Source organism: Collinsella sp. AF19-1LB (assembly GCF_003459655.1).
In the GTDB taxonomy this organism is placed as follows: domain Bacteria; phylum Actinomycetota; class Coriobacteriia; order Coriobacteriales; family Coriobacteriaceae; genus Collinsella.
This window is the reverse complement of the sequence record NZ_QRWO01000005.1, coordinates 70,803-90,048: the sequence shown is the minus strand read 5'-3', so window position 1 is coordinate 90,048 and position 19,246 is coordinate 70,803. Positions and strand designations below refer to the sequence as shown.

16 protein-coding genes and 1 riboswitch are annotated in these 19,246 nt (G+C 61.4%); of the genes, 1 reads left to right on the top strand and 15 read right to left on the bottom strand.

From position 1 onward, the window contains the following. Positions 1 to 235: 235 nt before the first annotated feature. The 12 genes from DWX39_RS02625 to DWX39_RS02570 all read right to left on the bottom strand — a co-directional run bounded on the left by DWX39_RS02625 (position 236) and on the right by DWX39_RS02570 (position 14,283). Positions 236 to 1,519 carry an aminotransferase class III-fold pyridoxal phosphate-dependent enzyme gene (locus tag DWX39_RS02625; RefSeq protein WP_117758411.1) on the bottom strand — a complete coding sequence of 428 codons (1,284 nt, stop codon included), beginning with the start codon at positions 1,517 to 1,519 and terminating at the stop codon, positions 236 to 238. 69 nt (positions 1,520 to 1,588) lie between these two features. Continuing rightward, positions 1,589 to 2,569: an acetylglutamate kinase gene (argB, locus tag DWX39_RS02620; RefSeq protein WP_117758410.1), complete on the bottom strand. Its 981-nt coding sequence runs from the start codon at positions 2,567 to 2,569 to the stop codon at positions 1,589 to 1,591. Positions 2,570 to 2,650: 81 nt separating this feature from the next. After that, the gene (argJ, locus tag DWX39_RS02615) at positions 2,651 to 3,919 is read right to left on the bottom strand and encodes a bifunctional glutamate N-acetyltransferase/amino-acid acetyltransferase ArgJ (RefSeq protein WP_117758409.1); all 1,269 of its coding nucleotides are present in this window, start codon (positions 3,917 to 3,919) and stop codon (positions 2,651 to 2,653) included. A gap of 134 nt (positions 3,920 to 4,053) precedes the next feature. After that, positions 4,054 to 5,124, bottom strand: a complete 1,071-nt coding sequence (argC, locus tag DWX39_RS02610) for an N-acetyl-gamma-glutamyl-phosphate reductase (RefSeq protein ID WP_117758408.1) — start codon at positions 5,122 to 5,124, stop codon at positions 4,054 to 4,056. A gap of 257 nt (positions 5,125 to 5,381) precedes the next feature. Next, the gene (locus DWX39_RS02605; RefSeq protein WP_117758407.1) at positions 5,382 to 5,792 is read right to left on the bottom strand and encodes a pyridoxamine 5'-phosphate oxidase family protein; all 411 of its coding nucleotides are present in this window, start codon (positions 5,790 to 5,792) and stop codon (positions 5,382 to 5,384) included. Between the two features lie 54 nt (positions 5,793 to 5,846). Beyond that, positions 5,847 to 6,293, bottom strand: coding sequence for a pyridoxamine 5'-phosphate oxidase family protein (locus tag DWX39_RS02600; protein WP_117563813.1), 447 nt, complete (start codon positions 6,291 to 6,293; stop codon positions 5,847 to 5,849). Positions 6,294 to 6,323: 30 nt separating this feature from the next. Next, on the bottom strand, positions 6,324 to 7,124 hold the full coding sequence (locus tag DWX39_RS02595; protein WP_117758406.1) for an energy-coupling factor transporter transmembrane protein EcfT: 801 nt from the start codon (positions 7,122 to 7,124) through the stop codon (positions 6,324 to 6,326). Further along, positions 7,124 to 9,028 carry an energy-coupling factor transporter ATPase gene (locus DWX39_RS02590; RefSeq protein ID WP_117758405.1) on the bottom strand — a complete coding sequence of 635 codons (1,905 nt, stop codon included), beginning with the start codon at positions 9,026 to 9,028 and terminating at the stop codon, positions 7,124 to 7,126. The genes DWX39_RS02595 and DWX39_RS02590 overlap by 1 nt, the downstream gene beginning before the upstream one ends. Further along, a complete protein-coding gene (locus DWX39_RS02585; RefSeq protein ID WP_055252299.1) occupies positions 9,025 to 9,615 on the bottom strand; it encodes an ECF transporter S component in 591 nt (196 codons plus the stop codon). The genes DWX39_RS02590 and DWX39_RS02585 overlap by 4 nt, the downstream gene beginning before the upstream one ends. A gap of 5 nt (positions 9,616 to 9,620) precedes the next feature. Next, positions 9,621 to 9,813, bottom strand: a riboswitch (FMN riboswitch). Between the two features lie 369 nt (positions 9,814 to 10,182). Continuing rightward, positions 10,183 to 11,820: a chaperonin GroEL gene (gene groL, locus DWX39_RS02580; RefSeq protein ID WP_117758404.1), complete on the bottom strand. Its 1,638-nt coding sequence runs from the start codon at positions 11,818 to 11,820 to the stop codon at positions 10,183 to 10,185. 96 nt (positions 11,821 to 11,916) lie between these two features. Then, positions 11,917 to 12,210, bottom strand: a complete 294-nt coding sequence (gene groES, locus DWX39_RS02575) for a co-chaperone GroES (RefSeq protein WP_022094351.1) — start codon at positions 12,208 to 12,210, stop codon at positions 11,917 to 11,919. Positions 12,211 to 12,645: 435 nt separating this feature from the next. Continuing rightward, positions 12,646 to 14,283: an amidohydrolase gene (locus tag DWX39_RS02570; protein WP_233508853.1), complete on the bottom strand. Its 1,638-nt coding sequence runs from the start codon at positions 14,281 to 14,283 to the stop codon at positions 12,646 to 12,648. 168 nt (positions 14,284 to 14,451) lie between these two features. Here DWX39_RS02570 and DWX39_RS02565 point away from each other — a divergent pair, with 168 nt between their 5' ends. Continuing rightward, complete coding sequence (locus tag DWX39_RS02565) at positions 14,452 to 15,915, top strand: M20 family metallopeptidase (protein ID WP_117758403.1); 1,464 nt, start codon at positions 14,452 to 14,454, stop codon at positions 15,913 to 15,915. 140 nt (positions 15,916 to 16,055) lie between these two features. Here the strand turns inward: DWX39_RS02565 and DWX39_RS02560 are convergent, their stop codons facing one another. The 3 genes from DWX39_RS02560 to DWX39_RS02550 all read right to left on the bottom strand — a co-directional run bounded on the left by DWX39_RS02560 (position 16,056) and on the right by DWX39_RS02550 (position 19,224). Then, positions 16,056 to 17,324 (bottom strand): zinc-ribbon domain-containing protein, encoded by a 1,269-nt coding sequence (locus DWX39_RS02560; protein ID WP_117758402.1) that lies wholly within the window; start codon positions 17,322 to 17,324, stop codon positions 16,056 to 16,058. Positions 17,325 to 17,473: 149 nt separating this feature from the next. Continuing rightward, complete coding sequence (locus DWX39_RS02555) at positions 17,474 to 18,496, bottom strand: YitT family protein (RefSeq protein ID WP_117758401.1); 1,023 nt, start codon at positions 18,494 to 18,496, stop codon at positions 17,474 to 17,476. A 206-nt stretch (positions 18,497 to 18,702) separates the two neighbouring features. Continuing rightward, on the bottom strand, positions 18,703 to 19,224 hold the full coding sequence (locus DWX39_RS02550) for an Asp23/Gls24 family envelope stress response protein (RefSeq protein ID WP_117758400.1): 522 nt from the start codon (positions 19,222 to 19,224) through the stop codon (positions 18,703 to 18,705). Between the last annotated feature and the right edge of the window lie 22 nt (positions 19,225 to 19,246).

The window sequence follows — 19,246 nt, the reverse complement described above, 5'->3', positions numbered from 1 at the left end:
CCCCGCCTCTTACACCACATCTCTGCGCGCTACCATTTCGACTTGCCATCTGGTCTTATTAGTCCAAAATTGCTGCGACCAAATCGGTAACAGTACTCATATTTAATGTTTTTTGACCAGCAGGTCTCCCCGCCTTAGCAAATCTAAGGCAAAACGGGCTCCAGACCGCTGAATCATGCCACATAGGGCACGTCCGCAGTCCGGAACCCGGTCCAAATTGAGTTATTGTGCCGCGTTAGCCCAAGACACCCGCCAGGATCTCGATCAGACTGTCCACGTCGGCTTCCTCGCAGACAAGCGGCGGCAGGAAACGCAGCGTGTGGGCACCAGTAGCGTTAATCACGGCGCCGGCGGCCAACGCGCGGGCAACAATATCATGCGCATCGCCCGCAGCGTCATCTAAATCGCAGCCGAGCATTAAGCCGCGACCGCGTACCTCGACCACGTGCGGCAGCTTGGTGAGCTTTGCCTCCATATAAGCACCCACCTTGGCAGCATGCTCGGCATAATCGCCGCGCACGAGCGCGGAGAGCGTCGCGGCGCACGCCGCGACAGCCAAGCAGCCACCGCCAAAGGTCGAGCCGTGGTCGCCCGGCTTAAACACGTCGGCGATCTCCTTCTTTGCCACCACGGCACCCATGGGCACGCCATCGGCAATGCCCTTGGCAAGGCTCATAATGTCGGGTTCCACGCCATAGGTCTGGAATGCAAACGGCTTGCCGGAGCGGAAGATGCCACACTGGACTTCGTCGGCGATAAGAACGGCGCCTGCCTCGTGTGCCAAGTCACGCGCCGCCGCCATAAACTCCTCGGTCATGGGGTGCACACCGCTCTCGCCCTGAATCGGCTCGAGCATGACAGCGCAGACCTCGCTTCCCAGCTGCTTAAAGATCGAACGCAGTTCGTCGACATCGTTGGGCGAGCAGGCCACAAAGCCACCCGGCAGCGGACGGAAGCTGTCCTGTAGCCAATCCTGCATGGTGGCGGCAATGGTCTCGAGCGTACGGCCGTGGAAGCCGCCGCGCATGCATACGATGGTGTTGCCGCCGTTACCGGCACGCTTGGCGTACAGGCGCGCGAGCTTCATCGAGCCCTCGTTGGCCTCGGCGCCGGAGTTGGCAAAGAAGGTCTCCCACACCTGCTCGTCCGCAGCCGGGGCACCAAGAGCAGCTGCCGTGGTCTCATCGCCGGCGGCAATGGCATCGGCAAGCACGCGCGCACCATCTGCGTCGTCGTTAGCAAGCTTGGACAGCAGCGCCGCGACCTGTCCACGCTGCTCGATGTAGAAGTAATTGGAGACATGCATGAGCTTTTTGGTCTGTGCCTCGAGCGCCGAGAGCACAGCCGGGTCGCCATGACCTAGGCTGCACACGCCGATGCCGGCAAGAAAGTCGAGGTACTCACGACCATCGTCGCCGGTGAGCTTCATGCCGTGACCCTCGACAAACTCGACCGGAGAGCGGCCAAAGGTATGCATAACGTAATGGGATTCAAGCGATTGCTGAGCTGCAAGTGACATGGGATGCCTTTCGTTGAGCGCCGGACGGCGCAGGCCTATGGGTGCAGAAATGGGGCGGCTGCGGGTCAGTTAGACCGTCTGAAGCTTCTCGACCTCGTCGAGGTTCTCGGTCAGACGCGCAGCAAACGTCGAAAGCGGATGCGGATGCGTATCGAACTCGTAAGCCGTCTCGGTGGAATGGATCACGGTGCCGACGCCGGCATCGGTCAGCAGCTCCAGCAGCAGCGAATGCGGCGTGGTGCCGTTGATGATGTGAGCGCGAAATACGCCGCCGGCAAGCGCATCGACGGCCGCGCGCAGCTTGGGAATCATGCCCTTATCGACCTCGCCGCCGTAGAGCATTTCGTTAACCTCGTCGAGTGTTAGGTTGGAGATGAGTGAGTCTTTATCGCTAAAGTCCTTGTACAGGCCGTCGACGTCGGTCAAAAAGATCGCCTTGTGCGCGTGGAGCGCTGCCGCAACGGCACCGGCGGCGGTATCGGCGTTGATGTTGAAGAAACCGCCGTCCTCCCCCGCTGCGACCGTGGCGATAACGGGAATGTACTCGCTGTCGAGCAAACGCTCGATATAGTCGGTGTTGACGTGCGTGACCTTGCCTACGCGGCCGAGCTCTGGGTCGAGTGGCTCGGCGATAAGGGTACCGGCGTCGCTGCCGGACACGCCCACGGCCAGGTTGCCGTGGTGGTTGAGCGCCGCGACCAGCTCCTGATTGACCTTGCCGCCCAGTACCTCGCGCACGATATCCATGGTGGCAGGCGTGGTCACGCGCTGGCCGTTCTTAAACTCGACGGGGATGTCGTAGTGGCCGAGCGCCTCGTTGATGGCCTTGCCGCCACCGTGCACGATAACAGGGCGCATGCCGATAATCTTGAGCAGGACGATGTCGCTCATCACGTCACGGCGCAGCTGCTCGTCGACCATGGCGGCACCGCCGTACTTGATAACGACCGTCTTACCGGTCAGGTTCTTAATCCACGGCAGCGCCTCGAACAGCAGCTGCGCGGTAACTTCGTTGGATTCGCTCGAGCGACAATCGCGTGCGAACTTCATAGTCTGCCTCGTCTTTCGTGTAGCTATCGCGCCGCACCTCGTTGCCCGCGATTGCAGCGGGACGCGCGGCACATCGGGAGTCTAGGAACGGTAATCGCCGTTAATGGAGATGTACTCGTGCGTGAGGTCGCAAGTCCACACGGTGGTCGCCGCGTCCCCTGCGCCCAGGTCTGCCGAGATCACAATCTCGGGCGCCTCAAAACGTCGCAGGGCCTCGTCCTCGTCAAAGGGAACAGTCAGGCCGTCGCGACAGACAGGCATGCCCATCATGTCAATGGAAACGTCTTCCTGATTAAACTTCACGCCGCACTTGCCGAGCGCCATGGCAACGCGGCCCCAGTTACAGTCGTGGCCGGCGATGCAGGTCTTGACGAGCGGTGAGTTGGCGACGGCACGGGCGGCGATATCGGCCTCCTCGTCGTTCACGGCGCCGGTGACGTTAACCGTCACGAGCTTGGACGCGCCCTCGCCATCTGCGGCGATGTTGCGCGCCAGGCTCTCGCACACCTCATGCACGGCAAAGGCCAGCTCGTCGAAGGCGTCAGAGCCCTCGACAATAGGCTCGGCATCTGCGGCAGCGGCGCCGGATGCAAGCATGATGCAGGTGTCGTTAGTCGAGGTGTCGGAATCGACCGTTACCTTGTTGAAGGTCTGCTTGACGGTGGAGAGCAACAGGGCGTGGAGCGCCGCAGGCTCGACGGGGGCATCGGTGGTGATGACTGCGATCATGGTGGCCATGTTGGGCATGATCATGCCCGAACCTTTGCACATACCGCCCACCGTATAGGCATTGCCTGCGTGCCCCACGGCCTCGCTGCGGTAACACACGGCATACTCCTTGGAGTGCGTGTCGGTCGTCATGATAGCGCGGGCGGCGTCGGCGCCACCGTGGGCGGAGAGCGCCTCGTAGGCGGCAGGAACGGCAGTCTCAAACGTGTCGATCGGCAGAATCTGGCCAATCACGCCCGTGGAGGCGACCAGAATCTGCTGGGGCTCGCAGCCGATGACCTGCGAGGCGATGTTGCAGGTCTCGCGCGCGCAGGCAAGACCGGTCTCACCCGTGGCGGCGTTGGCATTGCCAGAGTTGACCGAAACGCCGGCGATGATACCGTAGCCCTTGTCGGCACCGCCCAGATGGGCACGGCTCACCTGCACGGGCGCCGCGCAAAAGCGATTGGTGGTAAACACGCCGGCACCGGGACAGGGTTTATCGGGCACGACGAGCGCGTAATCCAGGCGCTCGGGATTCTTGCGGAACCCAGCGTGGATGCCTGCAGCTTTAAAACCAGCCGCAGCCGTGACGCCACCCTCGACGGCGCGAATCTTGATATCGAACTGCTCTGTATTCATCGTCCTTACGACTCCTTATATCAAACAAAAAACGGGCATCGGATGGCACGCCACACCAGCCGCAATCACTAGACCAGCTTAAAAGTGGCGCCCCACTCGATGCCCGACTGCCAAATCGTCAACAATCGAATGTGCTACACCGGGCACGCCACTGTGGGCAAGCCTCGTCGCTCGTCAAAACCAAAGACGATGTTGGCGCACTGGACCGCCTGACCGGCAGCACCCTTGCACAGATTGTCGATCGCTCCCGTCGCCACCAGCACGCCCGCGCGCTTGTTGAGTACAAGGCCGATCTGGGCAGCATTGGTGCCGACGACCGAGGCCGTCTTGGGCTGCTCGCCGGCATCGAGCACGCGCACAAAGGTGCGACCGGCGTAGAGCTGCTTGTAATGGTCGACGACATCCTCAAGAGCCAGCGTGTCGAGAGCCTGCGGCGCGAGCGGCAGCGTCACCGTAGAGAGCAGACCGCGCTTGAGCGGTGCCAGGTGCGGGGTAAAGACGACGCGATCGGTTAGACCCAAGATCTGCTCGATTTCGGGCGTGTGACGATGCTTGCCCACGCCATAGGCCTCCAGGTTTTCGTCCGCGCTGCAAAAATGCGTACGGGCGTTGCAGGACTTACCGGCACCCGTTACACCGCTGATAGCGTCAACGATCACGGGGCCGCTCTGGGCAACCCAGCCGGCGCGCACGGCAGGCGCGGCGGCAAGGCTCGTTGCGGTGGGATAGCAACCGGCGCAGGCGACCAGTACGGGCTTGCCGTCGGCGTGGTCGGATGCAGCGGTCTCCAAATCCTGGCAGAATAGCTCGGGCAGACCAAAGGCGCGGCTCTTGAGTAGCTCGGGGCTCGTGTGCTCGGCGGCATACCAGGCCTCAAAGGTGGCCGGATCGCTCAGGCGATAGTCGGCCGAAAGATCAAAGCAGGAGACGCCCGATGCAAGCAGCGCGGGCACCTGTGCCATGGCAGCCGTGTGCGGCACAGCAAGAAAAACCGCATCGCAGCTCTTGAGCTCGGGGGCGTCATGCGTGGTGAAAACCAGATCGCTCACGCCAGCAAAGCTCGGATACACCGCGGACAGCAGCTGGCCGGCATCGGCGTTGGACGTAATGGCAACAAGTTCAAACTCGGGATGGCCGAGCACGAGGCGAATGAGCTCGGCTCCGGCATATCCAGCCGCGCCGACGATTCCAACCTTCAAAGACATATCAGACTCCTTGTCTGCGATTTATGCACCGATGCGCATTTCGCAGCGGTCGTTATGAAGTGGGTTGAAACTTTAGCACCAAAAGATGCATTAACACGTAAATGGCTTGCATATTCATGCATTGAAACAATCCCGACACATTCGCTTGAAGGAATTGACAAATGGAGCGGGCCCCGTATTGACCGGCGCTCCTAACGGCGCCGGGCAATACGGGGCCCGCCCATGCGAAAACCAAGTTGTTAGGATGAGCCAGCTGGCTAGAGCTCGACCGGCACCCATTCGTCGTGATTGCAGATAAAAGCCTCGGGATCCTCGACGCTAAAGAAGACGAGCGTGGGGTCGTTAGGCCCCTCATAGTGCTCGCTCAAGCGCTCAAGATGTTTCCATCCCGCCTCGCGCATATCGGGAGCGGCCTGGTCATCCAAGCCGGCACGCCCGCGCAAGATGAGCCAGCCATGGCCCGGCCACCAACTCGTGGCCTCAAAGCGCTGATTTTGCAGCAGCTCTTGCCACACGTCTTTGGTGCGCGCCGTCACAAACCACAGCTTGCCGTCCTGAATCTGTGCAAACGAGAACGGACGCACATGTGGCTGCCCGTCCACGCTCGTCGCCAGATACCACGCCGGCACCGACGTCAGATACTCCAAAACCGTATTCAATCCGTCCACGTTTCCTCCTGTCGCCTGACCAGTCTTTTTGGAATGGGTAGTCAATTTGGGAAATTAGAGCTCCAGGCGCTCCTCGCTGCCGTCGATATCACAGAAGCGCGCGGCAATGTTGCGGACCGAAAAGAAAGCAAGGCGGCCGTCGTTGGCACTCTCGTGTTCCTCGCCGATGCCCACCATGTGCTTAAAACCCGCTTGACGCACCTTGTCGCTCGCAACCGCGTCGTCCTCAAGTGCGGCCTCGCCGGTCAACACGATCCAACATTCCCCCGGCTTCCAGCCCGAGAGCTCAAACTTGGGATTCGCACTCAGCTCCGCCCACACATCCTTGTCGCGCGACGTGCAAAACCACAGCTTACCGTCATCGACCATGGCAAACGAAAACGGCCTCACGCGAGGCTGATGCCCGTCGGTCACATCGGTCGTGGCCAGATACCACGCCGGAATGCGCCTGAGATACGAACAGGCGCGCTCAAGCTGAGCCGTGCGGTCGTTGTCGGTCATAGGGGCCCCTTTCTTGCGCTCGAATCGCGCCTAAACAAATTGAAGGTTGACGACGATGACACACGCAAGCAGCAACGCCGTCACCACCACCGCCAACGCATCGCCGCGGCCAAACGCAAGCGCATGCAGACGCGTGCGGCCCTGCTCGCCATGATAGCAACGGGCATCCATGGCGGCAGACAACGTCTCGGCATGACGGAACACACCCGTGAACAGCGGAATCGCCACACTGCCAAGCATACGAACGCCGCCGAGCGGGCCTCCCGTCACGCGCGCGCCGCGGCTCGCCTGCGCATCGGCCGTCTGCTTCATCTCGGTGGCAAACTGCGGCATAAACCGCAGCGCGATACCCATGATCATGCCGAGCTCGTGCGCAGGAAGTCCCACACGCGCAAACGGCGCGAGCAGGCGCTCAAAGCCCGCGGTGAGGTCGAGCGTCGGTGTGGTGAGCGTGATAGCGCTCATGCCGGCCATCATCAAGGTCAGGCGGCACGCCATAAAGGCGGCGGAATGCAGCGAGCCCTCGCTTATCTGCAAAAAGCCGAGCTGCCACAGAATGCGCCCGCTCTGGTCGGAAAACAGGTTGAGCACCGCAACCACCACGACAATCGCCAGCAGCGGCGCCATCGACGACAGAACGCGACGAGCCGGCACCCGGGACACGACATAGATCAGCACAACGAAAATTGCGACAGGGGCCAGTCCGCGGAAGCCGCCGACGGTCAGCGTCGTGATTAAAAACACAAAGCCCAGGAGCAGCTTGGTGCGCGGATCCAGGCGATGGATCGCACTATCGCCGGGATAGTAGCTGCCAAACGAAAACGCCTCCATTAGCAGCCCTCCTCTCGCGCGACCGTCTTGGATTTAGCAATGTCCGCGACGTTAGAAGGACCGTCCGAGCGACCGATCAGCAAATCTGCCAGCTCGTCGGCCAGCGACTCAACCGTATAGAGCCCGCCGCAACGCAGCGGCACGCCCGCCTCCGCGAGCGCCAACGCCATGCGCTGAGCAGCAGGTACGCCCAAGCCGATCGACTTGAGCTCATCGGCATGCGCAAACACCTGCGCGGGGGTTCCCTCGGCAAACACCGCACCTTCGTTCATTACGACGATACGGTCGCAGCAATTGGCCAGGTCATCCATGCTGTGTGAAACCATGACGACGGTCAGGCCCCCATGGTGAAGTCGATCGATGAGCTCCAGGAAATCGCTGCGCGCCGCCGGATCGAGCCCCGCCATGGGCTCATCGAGTACCAGGACCTCGGGCTCCATGGCAAGCACGCCGGCAAACGCCACGCGCCGCTGTTGGCCACCCGAAAGCTCAAAGGGGCTCTTGTCGCCCACCGTGGCCAGGTCGAGGCCCACGCGCGCGAGCGATGACTCAACGCGGCGGGCAACCTCGACCTGCGACAAACCAAGGTTATGCGGACCAAACGCCACGTCCTGTGCCACGGTCTCGGCAAACAGCTGACGCTCTGGATACTGAAACACCACGCCGACCTTTGCCTTAACCGCGGCGGCATCTTTCTTGTTTGCCAGGTCGAGCCCCAACGCGTAAACGGAACCCTCCTGGGGACGAATCAGGCCGTTGAGATGCTGAACCAGCGTCGACTTACCCGAACCGGTATGGCCCGCAAGGCCCAGGAACTCGCCACGGCGCACCGTTAGCGATACATCACGCAGTGCCCACGGACTGCTGGGGTCGTTGCCCCAAAGGGCTTGCTTGTTCGATTTGCCCGCAACAGCTGAGCGCTTGTGCCAGCGACGACGCTCGCGGGCGCTCAGCAAATAGCTATACGAAAGGTGCGAAATCTCGATGACGGGCTCCAGCGCGTCTGCGCTATCGATTGCAGAGGAGACGTTGTCGGGAATACGAGGATCGGATGCGAAAGGCCGCCCGGCGATGTCTGTCCTACTCCGCTCGGCATAAGCCTGCGCTATATCGGCGACCATATCCGCCTCGCGCACCTGTGCGCAAATGGGCACGCCCTTCGCGCGAAGCGCCCTGCCAAGACAGCACGATGCCGGCATATCCAGGTTCAGCCGCGCGAGTTCGTCCGCCTGCGTCAAGATCTCCTCGGGCGCACCGAGCATGGCGACGCGGCCCGCTTGGAAGACGGCAACGCGATCGGCCTCAGCGGCCTCTTCCATAAAGTGCGTAATCATCACGATGGTCATACCGCGTTCGTGCAGCGCGTGGCAGGCCTTCATAAGGCCCTTGCGCCCGCGCGGATCGAGCATCGAGGACGCCTCGTCCAATATGAGCACGCGCGGCTCCATGGCGAGAACGCCGGCAAGCGCCACACGCTGCTTTTGTCCGCCCGAAAGCGCATGGGTCTCGTGGCGCTCAAAGCCCACCAGGCCCACGGCCTTCAGCGCCTCGCGAACACGCTGCGCGATCTGGGCCGATTCGACCCCTAAGTTCTCGGGACCAAACGCAACATCGTCCTCGACAAGCGTCGCCACAAGCTGGTCGTCGGGATTCTGGAACACCATGCCCGCAGTCGAACGGATGTCGTAGACCAGCTCGAGATCGGACGCGTCCATGCCGTTGACGCGCACCGTTCCCGCATCGGGCTGCAGCAGCGCGTTCAAATGCTTGGCAAACGTCGACTTGCCCGACCCGTTTCCGCCGAGAATGCAGAAAAACTCGCCATCCTCGATGTTCAGATCGATGCCATCGAGCGCCGGTGTGGCACCGTCATAACTAAAGGAAACGCCCCGACACTCAATCATGCGCGGCCTTTGACCTGGTCCTTCTTGGGTGTGATGAGGTTGGAGACCGCCTTGTACACCGCCAATGTCAACACCGAGTTGAGCACGGTCTTGATGAGGTTAAACGGCAGCACGGCAGGAATCATGAGCGGGGCGATCACATCGACCGAGCCATACCAGAACCAAACGCCGATGGTCAGATTCGCAACCATGGACAGCGCCGTGGCGGCAATAACGCCCAGCACCAGGCCAATCACGGCACCCTTATAGGTATGCATCTTTTGGTAGACGATAGCCGCAGGCAGAATATAGCCCAGCGTGGCAACCAAGTTCATAAGCGCACCGACCCAATCGCCCGTGGTAAGCGCATGGATAACGATCGCCATGGCGGCAACGGCAGTACCGGCACCAGGACCGTACGCAAACCCGCACACCATCGCCGGCACCAGCGACGGGTCATAGGTCAAAAACGGCGCCGAAGGAAGGATGGGCAGCTGCACATACATAAACAGGGCGCCCAAGGCGCACATGAGCGCCATGGTAACGAGCTGTTTGGTGCTCCACCTATTCGTGTTCTCAAAATGGATATGCTGCGACTGTTCAGACATAAGATCACCTGCCTCTTTCATCCGGACTCTAACCGTTGGTACTGGGATCTCACCAGTTCAGCCGGCATGCGAACCAACGCACACACGGGTCGCGGACTCATCGGCTCGGTCGCAGGCACTTTACCTGCGCCACGGCGCCCCTTTGACACCGCCCGATTTACCGCCAGTGGGGAATTCCACCCCGCCCTGAAACAGCGAGGAAAAGTGTAGCACGAGGGAAGACAGGTGCAAGTATGCCGAGGATAATTTATGACGGGGATCAGTTACCGCAACAACCACGTTCCCCACCCATCCCAAAGTAACGCGCCTTTCGCGCAAAGCGCGAAACAGCGACCGGGACACGTACCCCTATCAACCACGTCCTCCGCCCACGCCGACCTCAAGGCCGTAAACGCAGGGGATCCGGGGGCGTGACGGGGGTTTCTCTCCGGAACATTCCACAGGACGCAAAGAGGCTCCGCAGCGCGAAGCGCGATGCGGAGCCTCTTTGCATGTCCGAGGACGTTCCGGAGAGAAACCCCCGTCACGCCCCCGGATCCCCGGTGGGAGTTCTAGACCTTGTCGGCCTTAGTACATACCGCCGCCCTGCTGACCAGCGGTAGCAGCAGCGATAGCGTCCTCAAGCTGAGTGTTTTTGGGGACATCGGAGACGGTAGCCTCGGTGATGAGGATCAGGCTGGCGACAGAAGCAGCGTTCTGCAGGGTGACGCGGCTGACCTTGACGGGGTCGAGGACGCCCATCTCGATCATGTCGCCCCACTCGCCGTTGGCAGAGTTGAGACCCTGGCCGGCGGGCAGCTCGGCAACCTTGTCGACCACGACGGCACCCTCAAAGCCAGCGTTCTTGGCGATGGTGGCGACCGGAGCAGTCAGAGCCTTCTTGACGATGTCGACGCCGATCTTCTCCTCGGGGTCGTCAAGCTCAACGGCGCCGAGCGCAGGAGCAGCGTCCATGAAGGCGACGCCGCCGCCGGCGACAATGCCCTCCTCGACAGCAGCACGGGTAGCCTGCAGGGCGTCCTCGACGCGGTGCTTGATCTCCTTGAGCTCGGACTCGGTAGCAGCGCCGACCTTGATGACGGCAACGCCACCGGAGAGCTTGGCCAGGCGCTCCTGGAGCTTCTCACGGTCGAAGTCAGAGGTGGTGTTCTCCATCTCGCCCTTGATCTGAGCGATGCGGGCGTCGATGGCCTCCTTGGAGCCAGCGCCGCCGACGACGACGGTGTTGTCCTTGGAGATAGTGACGGACTTAGCGGTACCGAGCATATCGGCGGTGATGTCAGCGACCTTCACGCCCAGCTCGTCCAGAGCAGCCTGGCCACCGGTGAGGACGGCGATGTCCTCCAGGATGCGCTTGCGGCGATCGCCGTAGCCCGGGGCCTTGACGGCGCAGACGTTGAGGGCGCCACGAATCTTGTTGAGGACAAGGGTCGGCAGAGCCTCGCCATCGATGTCCTCAGCGATGATGAGCAGGCCACGGCCAGCGCGCTGGACAGCCTCGAGAACAGGCATGATGTCCTGGACGCTGGAGATCTTCTGGTCGGTGATGAGGATGTACGGATCCTTCATCACGGCCTCCATGCGGTCGTTATCCGTGACGAAGTAAGCGGAGACATAGCCCTTGTCGAACTGCATGCCCTCGACGGTGTCGATGGTGATGTCGAACGTCTGGGAATCCTCGACGGTGATGACGCCGTCCTTGCCCACGACCTCCATGGCCTCGGCGATCTTCTCGCCGACCTCGGGGTCACCGGCAGAGATGGTACCGACGGAAGCGATCTGCTCCTTGGTCTCGACCGGCTTGGCCTGCTTCTTCATCTCGGCGACGGCGGCGTTGACGGCCTTGTCGATGCCGCGACGGATGGCCAGCGGGTTGGCGCCAGCGGCGACGTTGCGCAGACCGTCGTTGACGATGGCTTGAGCGAGCAGGGTTGCGGTGGTGGTGCCGTCACCCACGGTGTCGTTGGTCTTGGTGGCGACCTCCTTCACCAGCTGAGCGCCCATGTTCTCGATGTTGTCCTCGAGCTCGATCTCCTTGGCGACAGAAACGCCGTCGTTGGTGATGGTCGGAGCACCGAACGTGCGCTGCAGCGCAACGTAGCGGCCCTTGGGGCCCATGGTGACGGTAACGGCGTCGGCCAGAGTGTTGACACCCTTGGCGAGCTTAGCGCGGGCATCGGTGTTGAACGTAATGTTCTTTGCCATGGTAGGTAATCCTCCAAAAGAAACGTGACTCGCGTCGCCGCTTCCGAGTCCTATGCGGCGGGCGCGTTCAAAGACGAATCAGAGATTCTGACGAGACTAGGCCTCGACAACAGCGTAGATGTCGTCGGCGCGCATCAGCAGATACTTCTCGCCGTCGACCTTGACCTCGTTGCCACCGAACTTACCGTAGATGACAACGTCACCGACCTTGACGTCCATGGGGATGCGCTCACCCTTGTCGTTGACCTTGCCGGCGCCAACGGCAACGATGGTGCCGCGCTGCGGCTTCTCCTGGGCGTTGCTGGCGATATACAGACCAGAAGCGGTCTTCTGCTCGGCCTCGTCGGGCTTGACCAGAACACGATCTGCAAGCGGCTTCAAAGACGACATGCTTGTTTCCTCCTTTTTGGGCCGCGCGGTTATGCCGCGCGAATTAACCCTTTTTGTTTGCGTACGCGTTGAATGGTACCCACGAATGGCGGGTTATACAACACGGAGTCAAAAAATCTTATTTTTTGGCACTTAGATTTTCTGAATGCCGGGGGATAACTTAGCGATGCCTCCCGTGTGGCTCCGGAGGGGCGGGGCATAAGGTTTCCTGCTCGGGCAGTCCTGCTCGCACGAAGGCCACATTAAGTGGCCTTCGGCTCGTGCGGAACTCGCGATAAACCTTATGCCCCGCCCCTCCGGAGCCACACGGGAGGCAGGTTAACTAATTCGGGCCCGGCATTCAGAAAAGTCAGTGCAGCAAAATGGCGATGCAGATGGTGCGAACAAGAAAGGGGCACGTTGCAGAAACGCGCCCCTTATAGGTGGGGTATAGGGCTAGCGCTCGTAAATCAAGTTGCCCGCCAGGTAGGTGGCCTGAACCTTGGTGGCTTGCAGCTCTTGGGGGTCGATGGTGAGCGGGTTTTGGTCCAGGACTACCAGGTCGGCGTATTTGCCGGGCTCTAGGCTGCCGAGGTTTTGCTCGTCGCCCGCTGCGTACGCGCTGCCAAGCGTGTAGCTGCGCAGGGCCGTTGCCGCGTCGATACGCTCGCTCGGCAGCCAGCCGCCCTCGGGCCAGTGGCTGCGGGGATCTTGGCGTGTGATAGCCGTGTAGAGTACGTTCATGCTGGTAACGGCCGTGATGGGGCTGTCGGTACCGAAAGCTTGACGGATACCGCGCTGCTGATAAGTTGCGAACGGCCACATGATGCGGCTGCGTTCCAGGCCCAGGTCGCGCTCCGGGCCACCCGGGTCGAGCGTGATGTGGCAAGGCTGGCTCGAGGCAATGACGTTGAGCTTGCGCAGACGATCGATGTCCTGAGGCAGCAGATTCTCCAGGTGCTCAAGCGTATTGTGGCCGTGCTGGGGCAAGCCGTAGAGCTCTGCCGCCTCCTCAAAGATATCGAGTGCGGCATGGATGGCACCGTCGCCGATAACGTGGATGCGCACGGTATGGTCACGCTCGGCTGCCGCCAAAACCAACTTGCGCATACGCTCGACAGGGACCGTCAGGCGGCCCTGGTCGCCCGGGAAGCGCGGGTTGGTATAGGGCTCAGTGAGGTATGCGGTATGCTCGCTCGACACGCCGTCGAAGAACTGTTTAAAGCCTGGCGCCGAGAGCAGCGCGTTGTTCGCGTAGCGGGTCTGGAGTTCTTCCAAGCGCGACTGGTCATCCAGCAGCGTGGGAAACAGATGGGCGCGGATGCCCAGCTTGCCGGAGGCCTGCAGCTTGTCGTAAACATCGTCGCGAATAAAGTCGCAGCCCGGCATGGGCATGAGCGACATATCGCAGATTGAGGTGATGCCTTGCTCGGCCATACGCTTCATCTGGTCGGCGTAAGCGCTCGCGATGCGGTCCTCGCCCAGCCACTCCAGGCAGCGCGGCAGCAGCTGCATAGCAGCCGCCTCGTGGGCGATACCCGTAAGCTCGCCATTTGCATCTTTGTCGTAACTGCCACCCGCCGGAGGCTCGCTGTCGCGCGTAACGCCGAGCGCCTCGAGTGCGCGGCTGTTGAGCCACAGCGTGTGCCCGTCGCCCGAGTACATAACGCAGGGACGATCGGGAAATGCCGCATCGAGGGAGGCCTTGGTAGGGTGCTCGGGCGGATCCCAGCGGTAATCGCGCCAACCCTGGGTCACGACCCAGGCGTCATCTGGCAAGCCTTTGGAAAACTCGAGCGCATGCTGCACCAATGCTGCCTCGGACGTGCCCATATCCATGAGCATGTACGGCGAGGAGCCAACCGAAGTATGGAAGAAATGCAGGTGCGCATCGTGGAAACCGGGGCAGACAAACTGCTCGCCGTAGTCGATAACCGGCGTGGCGGCAGGCGCGGCGGCAATCACGTCATCGGGCGCACCGACTGCGACGATACGGTCGCCTGCGATGGCAATCGCCAGCTCGCGGACGGTATCAATGCCGTCTTGCGCGGTAAAGACGTTCTTGGAGCGGATAATCCGATCGATATGTTGCATGGGCATCCCCATCTCTGGCAGGAAATTCAACACCCCCGAGTGTACTCCCCCGCCCTTGTAACAAAACCCCAAGCGGCAAACGGCAACTTTACCAGCCCTAGCGGCAGGTGGCATACTGGAGAGAGCCTGTACGATTTTGCGATCAACCCAGCAAGGAGCAAATCGACCATGACGAAGACCAAGGCACAGCAGATTATGGCGGCGACCGAGGCTCGCGCGGCTGACGACGTCACCGCAGCCATCAAAGATATCGCTACCGAGTTTGAACCCTATATCATCAAGCAGCGCCGGCACTTCCATAAGCACCCGGAGCTGAGCCTTGCCGAGGAGCGCACGACCTCCGACATCGCCAACCAGCTCGACGCCATGAATATCCCCTACGAGCGTCCACTCAAGACGGGCCTGGTGGCGACGCTTCGCGGTACCGCGCCGGACGCCTACCGCGAGGACGGCACGCCGCGCCGCCGCATCCTGCTGCGCGCCGACATCGACGCCCTGCCTGTCACCGAGCAGACCGGCGAGGAGTTCGCCAGCGTCAACGAGGGCTGCATGCATGCCTGCGGCCACGACTGCCACATCGCCATGATGCTCGGCACGCTGCAGATCCTGCGCCACATGACCGATGACATTCACGGCGAGGTCCGCATCGTGTTCCAGCCCAGCGAGGAAAACGGCCAGGGTGCCAAGCTCATGATCGGCACCGGCGTGCTCGATGGTGTCGATGGCGCCTATGCCGCTCACATTTGGAGCGAGGTCGACGCCGGCACCGTGAGCTGCGAGCCCGGCCCGCGCATGGCCAATACCGACTGGTTCCGCATCGACGTTCGCGGCACCTCGTGCCACGGTGCCATGCCCCAGCGCGGCCACGACGCCGTTATGGTGGCGGCAGAGATCGTCAACGCCCTGCAGACCATCGTCTCGCGCGAGATTAGCCCCTACGAACCCGCCGTCATCACCGTCGGCGAACTGCACGGCGGCACCGCGCGCAACGTTATCGCCGGCACGGCGTACCTCGCCGGCACGGTGCGCACCTATGGCGACAAGACGCATGAGGAGATGCCCGAGCTTATGCGCCGCATCGTGGAGCACACCGCAGCAGCACTAGGCGCCGAGGCCGAACTCACCGACTACACCATCGCCAACTACAAGGTCGAAAACGATGCCGCCTCGAGCGAGCGCTGCCGCCAAGCTGTGCTCAAGTGCCTGGGCCCCGCAGGCGAGGGCCATTACCGCGGCACGCTTTCGGGCGAGGATTTCTCGGAGTACCTGCGCCGTGTGCCGGGCGTGCTCGCCTTTGTTGGCACGCGCAACCCCCAGATCGGCGCCACCTATGCCCAGCACTCCTGCTTCTACAAGATCGACGAGAGCGTGCTCGCCAAGGGCTCCATGGTAGCCGCCCAGTATGCCATCGACTTTTTGGCCGAGCCCACGCAAGAAGAGCTCGACGGCCCCACGATCGCCGCGGTTGCCGAGACCAATCCCGACCTGGCCGCCAAGCTGCGCTCTGCCAAGGCAACGGCCGCCGAGGCCCGCGACGCCATGCACGACGCCCGCACCGCCCGCCATGCTGCCATCAAGGGCATCCACGATGCGCGGGCTGCTGCTCGCCACGAGGAGAAGCGCGACGAGTAGTCGATCCACGACCATCTCGCAGTCATAGCCGCATCGCGATATCAAAGCGGGGGCGGACGCTTCGGCACGTCCGTCCCCGCTTATTTGTCAAGCGCTATTTCTACCGTTTCTACCCCGTCCCCAAATGGCAGGTGGCAGGGTTACTCGTCCTGCGGGTCCTCGTCGGAGCTTGGCGCAGGCTCGGGCTCAGGCACGGGCGCGGGCTCAGGCTCAGGCTCAGGCACGGGCTCGGGCGCGGGCTCGGGCTCGGGCTCGGGCGCAGGCGCCGCAGCGGAATCGGATACGGGCGCTGCGTCGGTGCTAAAACCAGCCGGAGCAGACTTCTTCTCAAACGGCAGCACAAAGGTCAGGACGTCATCCTTATCCTCATCAGCCCATTCAGCTGCATAACGCGCTACCCAATAGCCAACGGCACGATGCTTGAGCATCTTGCCAAAGACCGTAAGGAATACCGTGACAAACGCCGTCAGCACCAAGAACAATACGAGCGTGATGCCACCGCCGGTAACAAGCGCCTCAATAGCCGAAGGACGGTAGTAGTAGCTATACATACCGACAGAGGCAATGGCGCCGAAGACGAGCGTCAGGATCCATGTGACAACGTTGGCGACCAGACCCGTCAAAAACTCGGGAAGGAACGAAGCGCAGAACAGCTTGGTCTTGTTGTGCTTAAACGCCGCCCAGACCTTGTCGAGCGAAAACGCGCTCTCGACACGACCGGTCACCGCAAAGTGCATCACGGCAATGTCGGCGAACATCTTAAAGAAGACCCCCAAGACCGCCGTGGCAATCATAGCCAGGACAAGCAGGCCAAGCGAGCCAAACAGCGCTGCCTCGAGTGCATAGGAGCCGTAATACGAATACGAGCCCGCGGCGCCAATTACCACGCTCTCCACCAGCGAAAGCACTACACCGATAACGGGAATGGCAGCGATAACCTCGAGCACGACCGAGATAACGCTCGAAAAGACTCCGAGGCCAAACGACGTGGAACGCATGAGTGGACGGTCCATGCCGTCATCGACCTTGAGCGAAAGATCACGGCCCCACTCGATACCAAAGCCGGAACCGCACACGCTCGCAATGCAAGCTGCCAAAAAGCCGATGGCAGCCGCAATGCCGCCAATAACGGGAATAAACAACACGAGCACCGACACAACGCAAATCAGCGCCGGCAAAAACGCGATTTGGCATACACGCTGAAGCACACCCGGAGTCTTGGTCATATCTTGGAACGCCTGAGCCACACAGCCCTTTGGCGCATTCGCCACGGGCGGTTGCGGAACAAACTGCTGGGGCTGAGGCTGTCCCTGGGGAGCGGGTCCAGCGGCACCGGCATTAGGAGCACCACACGCGCCGCAGAACTTGTCGTTATCGCCCATGGGGGCGCCACACTGCGAGCAGAACATAGAATCATCCCTTCGTATCTTGAGCGAATCACTTGGATCGCAAACGATGTCTTTAGCATCATTATTGCCCAATGTGGGGTCAAATACTCAAAGATGACCGATTTGCAAGGTACACGGCGCCAGCAGGCGGTTCGTTGAATACGTCTGCGTTAGTTCGTTCCGCGGAAACCCTTGCCGACAATCTCGGAGCTATCGACGATGGTGATGAAGGCGCCAGGGTCAATCTCGCGGGTATAGCGGCGCAGTTGCACTGCCTCGCGACGGCTCAGCACGCTCATGATCACCGTGACGCACTTGCCCGAGAAGGCGCCGTAGCCGCGGCTGATCGTTGCCGTGCGGTTGAGATGCTTGACGATAAACTCCTCGACCTTAAGGGGCTCGGAACAAATGACTGTGCAGACTTTGCGCAGGTGAATGCTCTCGATGGCCTTGTCGACCACGAGCGTCTTGGCAAACAGGCCGAGCACGCAGTACAGACCGACGCGCGGGCCGTACAAGAAGGCCGCGATGGTCACGATGCCGATGTCGACCAGTAGCAGGGCGCGGCCAATCTCGAGCGTCGTGCGACGTTTGAGGATCATGGCGAGAATGTCCGTGCCGCCCGTCGAGGCACCAATATCAAAGACGATAGCGCTGCCGAGCGCCGGCAGAATCACGGCAAAGCACAGGTCGAGCCACATATCGCCCGTCATCGAGACATCGGTCGGAATAAAGAGCTCAAACAGCGAAACATAGGCGGACAGCGCAAACGAGGCAAAGACACTCCACAGGATTGCCTTGCGCTCCAAAAAGATAAAGCCCAGGATGACGAGCACCGCATTGATAATCCACATAAAGACGCCGACGGGCAGGGTCGGGAACAGCGTGGACAGAATGACCGACACGCCCGAGGTGCCGCCAAAAGCAAAGTGATTAGGTGTTTTAAACGCGACGATGGCAAAGGCCGTGAGGATCAGGCCCAAATTGAGCTCGGCAAAAAAGCGCGGAAAGCCCGGCTCCTGGCTGCGCTTGCGACCAGCGCGCTCGCCCCGCTCGATAACATCGCGATCGACCACGCGCTCCATCGGCACTACGGGAGGACGATGCGCCTCCTCGGCAGCACGCGACGCCGCCTCTGCCGCGGCGGCCTCAATTGCCCATGCCTTGCTTTCTGTTTCGTGCTCGTCGGCCATTACGGCAACCCCTCGTTAACAATTTGGAAACAATGCGCCCATTAGAGTAACGCGGAACGTGGGGATTGCAACCCTTAGTTAGACGAGCGGTATGACTACATCGGGAGCGTACAGAAACGGCCGGCCACGCTTTTGCTTGCGCGGTCGGCCGTTTAACGTTTTCGCAGATAAAACCTGCCAAAACAAACCTGTCCCTTTTTGGAAGGTTATTCGTGCTGGCTGGTGCGATGCTCGTACTCCTCGGGGGTGATGACGTCCTCGATGCGCAGGTTGACGCCCGCCACCTCAAGGCCGGTCATCGCGGCAAGGCGCTCGGTGACACGCGCCTTGACATCGTCGAAGATCGCGGGCGCATAGGCGCCGTACTCGATGATGACGGAGATGTTGACGACCACGCGATTGTCGTCGGTGACCTCGACCGTCACGCCCTTGGTCAGGTTCTCGGCACCAAACTGCTCCTGCACAAAGTGCATGAGGTTACCCTTCATGCCCAGAACGTGCGGCACCTCGCGGGTGGCCATGGCGACGATTTTCTCGATCACGCCGTTGGAATAGGTGAGCGAGTCCTCGGACTCGTCCGCTTCCTCGTCATCCTCGTCCGCCTCGTCTTCGGACTCTGCCTCGACGAGCGCCTCGTCCTCGAGCGTTACGTCCTCCGCCTCGGCGGCGACGGCCTCGCTCGTCTCGAGCTCGGTATCGGCCACATCGACCTTCGTGTTAAAAGCCATGGTTCCTCCTTATGCCTGCCAC